The organism is uncultured Sphingomonas sp., assembly GCF_964244235.1.
Classification (GTDB): Bacteria; Pseudomonadota; Alphaproteobacteria; order Sphingomonadales; family Sphingomonadaceae; genus Sphingomonas.
In genome coordinates this window covers 1-4,782 of the sequence record NZ_CAXTII010000126.1, presented here as the reverse complement: position 1 = coordinate 4,782, position 4,782 = coordinate 1, and the positions used below count along the sequence as shown (strand labels likewise).

4 protein-coding genes are annotated in these 4,782 nt (G+C 64.9%); all 4 read left to right on the top strand.

The genetic code is table 11. The features are described from left to right. A partial coding sequence (locus tag ACFE7D_RS13945) for a GH92 family glycosyl hydrolase (RefSeq protein WP_375396014.1) occupies positions 1-1,630 on the top strand: 1,630 nt, incomplete at its 5' end. A 183-nt stretch (positions 1,631-1,813) separates the two neighbouring features. Further along, entirely contained in the window at positions 1,814-2,611 is a 798-nt protein-coding gene (locus ACFE7D_RS13940) for a hypothetical protein (protein ID WP_375396013.1), read from the top strand. Between the two features lie 107 nt (positions 2,612-2,718). Further along, positions 2,719-3,195 carry a DUF3617 domain-containing protein gene (locus ACFE7D_RS13935; protein WP_375396012.1) on the top strand — a complete coding sequence of 159 codons (477 nt, stop codon included), beginning with the start codon at positions 2,719-2,721 and terminating at the stop codon, positions 3,193-3,195. Positions 3,196-3,336: 141 nt separating this feature from the next. Next, a complete protein-coding gene (locus ACFE7D_RS13930; RefSeq protein WP_375396015.1) occupies positions 3,337-4,746 on the top strand; it encodes a dihydrolipoyl dehydrogenase family protein in 1,410 nt (469 codons plus the stop codon). Positions 4,747-4,782 lie beyond the last annotated feature (36 nt).

Below are 4,782 nucleotides of genomic sequence, written 5' to 3'. Positions count from 1 at the left end.
CGCGTTCGTCAGTACCGAGAAGGACGTCGCCTACCGCGGCTTTCAGGGCCCGGGACGCAGCACCGACGACGTCGCTGAGCGATCGGGACGCGCGCTCGTCGCACGGCTTGATTTCGGCACGCTTACCCGGCCACTCGAGGTGAAGGTTGCCATCTCGTCGGTCGATGAAGCCGGCGCGGTCGCCAATCTTGCCAGCGAGCCTGGCGATTTCGACGCCGTTCACGCCCGAACGACCGCCGCGTGGCGCAGCGCGCTCGATGTCCTCAAGCTGGACGCCCCGGTCGCGATGCAGAAGAGCGTCGCCACGGCACTGTACCACAGCCTGCTGGCGCCGTCGGTCGCTGGAGATGCCGACGGCCGGTATCGTGGTCCCGACAATCAGGTGCATCAAGCAACCGGCTTTACGTTCCGCTCGACCTTGTCGCTATGGGACACTTTCCGCGCCGAACATCCGCTGCTGACGCTGGTCCAGCCAGCCAGCACCACGAATGATGTGGTGCGCTCGCTCGTTGCCAGCCGCGAGAATAGCCCTGACGGCATCCTGCCGATATGGCAGTTCCAGGGGCGCGAGACCTGGACGATGATCGGCTATCACGCCGCTCCGGTCATTGCCGACGCGTATCTGAAAGGGATCCGCGGGTTCGACGCCAACGCCGCGCTCGACGCGATGATCGCGAGCGCGACCTATGCCCCGTACGGCGGTCTCGGCGACTATATGAAGCTCGGCTATGTACCGATCGACCGCGAGCCCGAAGCCGCGTCGAAGACGGTCGAATATGCCTACGACGACTGGACGATTGCCCGCATGGCGCGTGCAATGGGTCGCAGCGACGTCGCCGCGACCTTCGAGCAACGCGCTGGCAATTGGCGCAACAGCTTCGATCCGAAGACGGGCTTTGTTCGTGCCCGAAAGGTCGACGGGAGCTTCCGCACGCCGTTCGACCCGACAGCAATTAATTACGGCTCGGATTATACCGAAGGCAATGCCTGGCAATATAGCTGGTTCGTGCCCCAGGATCAGGCGGCGTTGACAACCGCGTTGGGCGGCGACGTCGCAACCGTGGCCAAGCTCGACGCGATGTTCGATTACGACAATTCGAAGCTGGACTATAGTCACGCCGAGGACATCGCTGGTCTGATCGGCCAATATATTCATGGTAACGAGCCGAGCCATCACGTCGCCTATCTCTACAGCTATGCCGGCGCGCCGTGGCGCACGCAGGCCCGACTCAAGCAGATCGTCGACAGCCAATATCGTCCGACACCGGACGGGCTGGCCGGCAACGACGACCTCGGGCAGATGTCGGCGTGGCTCGTCTTCACCGCTTTGGGATTTTACCCGGTCACGCCGGGCAGCCTCGAATATGTGATTGGTCGGCCATTTGTCGACCGCGCCGCTTTAACGCTGCCTAATGGCAAGCGCTTGATCGTCGTTGCGGACCAGCTTGACGACCGCCATCCGTACATCGGATCGGTCAGCTTGAATGGCGTACCTGTAACGCACGCCTATTTGCGCCACGACGAAATCATGGCCGGCGGCGAATTGCGGTTCGCCATGCAGTCGATGCCGAACAAAGCGTGGGCGGCTCAACCTGCAGATCGACCGTATTCGAGCAGCCTGGTGCGATGACCCGAGTCCGGTCGTTCACGGACGGTTCGCTACGGCCCAGAAACAGCTATCCATTCACCTGAGCGATATACCTCGTGTCGCCGTCAAAACCCGGAAACCGAGTGACTGTAACTGCCCGCGCGCGCGTCAGCGGCTGAGCATAATCGGTGATCCAAAGCTGTGCTCGGGATAATACGCCGGGCCTTGCTGCTTCTCTCAGGCGAGTTCATCCTCGTCGCTCATCGACCGGCGAGCGAGGTGAGCGGAATGATCGCTACGGTAGCACCTTCGGTGACATTAATGCGCGAGCGCCGGTTCTTCTTCCTCATGGCCGTCGCTATCTTCCTTACGGTCCTTGCCGGCTTCGGCTCCCAGCTTGTCACACGTCATGTCTGGTTTACCGACTTCCCCTGGCAGGTACACGTTCACGCACTCGTGTTCTCGTCCTGGATCGTCATATATGCCCTACAGAGCTGGCTGGTGGTCGATGGCCGGAATCTCATGCTGCATCGTCGGCTCGGTTGGGTCGGCGCTGGCATCGCGGCCGTCATGGTGCCACTCGGCATCTCCGCAACGCTCATGGCTCTTGCTCGCGGCAGCATCACCGGTGTTTTCCCGCTGGGCTTGTTCCTCGCCCTGGATGTGCTCCACATCATCGGTTTTGGCGCGCTTACTTTTGCTGCCATCCGGCTACGCCGCCAAGCCGGGTGGCACAAGCGACTGATGCTGTGCGGAACCGTGCTCGCGACCGCACCGGCGCTGAGCCGGTTGCTCAGCCTCCTTCCGCTGGGCAATTTTACGCCGCTCGCCGTGATCGGCGCTCTGTCGCTGTTTATCGCCGCCGGGATCGCGTTCGACCTCGCCAACTGGCGCCGCGTCCATCCCGCCTACTGGTGGGGCGCGGGTGCTATCGCGGTGGTTGAGCTACTGATCGTGCCGATTGGGTTCAACCCGTCTGTGGTAGCGTTTGCCACCCATCTCGCCGGCTCACCGGGTACGTAACGACCCGCGATCGGACATTCCATCCCGCTCCCGCTGCTCTCGGTTTCAGTTAGTCGTTCAGCTCCGATGCGTCAGGCCATGACGCCAGTTCGTGCGTTACGATCACCATGCGTCGCATCCTTCCTCTCCTAGTTGTGTTGCCAGTCCTGTCGGCCGCGGTGCCGGCGCCGGTGCCGATGCCCGGACTCTGGGAGCATACTGTCGTCTATGTCGTCGATGAGGTGAACGGCTCGTCGCTCATCGCCGATCAGACGCAAAGCATGCTGCCGTCCCCGCCGCCCTATCGGGCGTGCCATACGGCTGCGGAGCTGGCCGATCCACGGAGCTTCCTGCTCGCTAGCAAGGCCGTTCAGTGCCGCTTTTCCCGCTATGCGATGGCAAACGGGAAAATTACGGCAGCAGGCGAGTGCAAGGACAGCCGCTACGCTACTTTCCGCGTCGACGGCTCGGGTCCTTACGGCGCGACCGACTATGACTTCAGCTTCTCGGGCGAAGCACAGTCAGGCGAGGTGACGGTCAACTTCCGCGGTCGCGAGAGCGGCCGCCGGGTCGGTGCATGTCGGGCCGGTGGTGCAGATCGCTGAGCATATGGCACATCTACGTTGCCTGGCCTGCAGCTGCGCGGCGGCACGGATCCTAGCGACATCGCGGCGCAGTCCAAAGTTCACCCGGCCAGATGCGGCATGCTAGACGACGAGGTCTGACCCGCGGAGCAAGAGGCGGACATCCTGTATACTCACGATCTCATCGTCATCGGCGCGGGTGCGGGCGGCCTGACCGCGGCGGGCGGCTGCGCCCGGCTTGGGTTGCGGGTCGCGCTGATCGAACGCGACGCGATGGGCGGCGACTGCCTCAATACCGGGTGCGTCCCGTCGAAAGCGCTGATCGCCGCCGCCGCGCAGGCGCACGCGCTGCGATCGGGGGCGCCGCTGGGCGTCGCTGCGGTCGAGCCGATCGTCGATTTCGCCGCAGTGCGCGCCCACGTCCAGCGCGCGATCGCGACCATCGCGCCGGTCGACAGCGCCGAGCACATGACTGCGCTCGGCTGCGAGGTCGTTGGCGGCGACGCCGTCTTGACCGGGCGGACGTCGGTGACGGTCGGAGGTCGCGTCCTGTCGGCGCCGCGGATCGTGCTGGCGGTCGGCTCGCGGCCTCTGGTTCCGTCGATCGCGGGCATCGCGGAGGTGCCCTATCTTACCAACGAGACCGTATTCGCGCTCGCGGAACTGCCCGCGCACCTCCTGATCGTCGGCAACGGTCCGATCGGGGTCGAGCTGGCGCAGGCGTTCCGACGACTCGGCGCGCGGGTAACCGTCGTCGGCCCGGGTCCCGTCATGGCGAAGGACGATCCCGACGCCGCCGCCGTCGCGATCGCTTCGCTGACCGCCGATGGCGTCGTGTTCATCGCCGACGAGGTCATCGCCGCCGAGTGCGACGACAAGGGCGTGGCGCTGACGCTGGGCAGCGGCGCACGGCTGAACGGGAGCCACGTGTTGCTCGCGGCCGGGCGAAGCTTCGACTTCGCGGGGATGGGGCTCGCTGCGGCCGGCGTCCGACACGACGAAGCGGGCATCGGCGTCGATGCGCGCCGGCGCACCTCCAACCGCCGCATCTACGCGATCGGCGACTGCCGCCCGGGGCCGCATTTCACCCACGTCTCGGGCTACGAAGGCAGCAACATCGTGCTCGAGGTCGGTCTCGGGCTGCCGGCAAAGGTAGATTATGCGGCCTTGCCATGGGTCACCTATGTCGATCCGGAAGTGGCGCAGGCAGGCCTGACCGAAGCGGCTGCGCGCAAACGCCATGGCGACACGATCAGCGTCTGGCGCGAAGACTTCGCCGATAACGATCGTGCAATCGCGGAGGGTGACACGCGCGGGTTCGTCAAACTGGTCAAGCACGGCCGCAAGCTGATCGGTGCGACGGTCGTCGGCGCCGGTGCCGGCGACCTGATCATGCCCGCAGCGATGATCATCGCCGGCAAAGCAAGCCTGTTCGGCATCGCCAGCCTGATCGTTCCGTATCCGAACCGCAGCGAGCATCTCAAGAAGGCGGCATTCGCCAGTCAGGACGCGCTGGTGTTCAACCGATTCACGCGCGGCTGGGCGCAAGTGCTGGCCCGGCTGCGGCGATGAACTCGCCCTTCCTCGCGCCCGGCGCCGCGCTCGACC

What these genes read in the sequence shown, in the direction of transcription:
- ACFE7D_RS13935 (WP_375396012.1), top strand. Translation starts at nt 2,719, where the DNA reads ATGCGTCGCATCCTTCCTCTCCTAGTTGTGTTGCCAGTCCTGTCGGCC.